This is a genomic window from Bifidobacterium pullorum subsp. saeculare (assembly GCF_016899725.1).
GTDB classification, from domain to species: domain Bacteria; phylum Actinomycetota; class Actinomycetes; order Actinomycetales; family Bifidobacteriaceae; genus Bifidobacterium; species Bifidobacterium pullorum_C.
This window is the reverse complement of record NZ_JACLYU010000179.1, coordinates 1-466: the sequence shown is the minus strand read 5'-3', so window position 1 is coordinate 466 and position 466 is coordinate 1. Positions and strand designations below refer to the sequence as shown.

Genomic DNA, 466 nt, shown 5'->3' with positions numbered 1-466 from the left:
TAGCATTTTCATCGACGGTGCGCAGTAGCGCTGCAAGCCGCTTGACCCACGGAACAGTGTCATCGCGTACCAGCCAGGAGACGCCGAGGACACTGCCTGGGCGCAGGACGCGGGCGATTTCAGGTAAGGCGAGGCCGGGGGCCAATTCGTGAAAGCCCTGATGCACCAAGACAGCATCGAAACTGGATGAATTAAGAGGTAACGATTCGGGCGACCCGCAGATGGCCATGACGCCAGGGATGCGGTTGAGTTTTGCCGCGGTATCGGGATCGCGGTGAACGGCCAGGACGTCGGCCCCATAGGAGGCAACGGCTCGGCAATGGGCGACGGTCGGACACAGCACGACGACTCGACTACCTGGGTCCACACGTCCGGCAGTCAGCCATTCGAATGTGCCGCTGGGAAGATGCGGTGCCGAAGAGACTGCCATGGCCCCGATTGTAGAGGGAATCGTGGTGGCCAGGGT

The 466-nt window shown here is 61.8% G+C and carries 1 protein-coding gene; it reads right to left on the bottom strand.

Annotated elements, in window-relative coordinates; translation table 11 throughout:
• Window positions 1–430 (bottom strand): class I SAM-dependent methyltransferase (locus H7U32_RS10055; RefSeq protein ID WP_204469891.1); only part of this gene is annotated, 430 nt, incomplete at its 3' end.
• Between the last annotated feature and the right edge of the window lie 36 nt (window positions 431–466).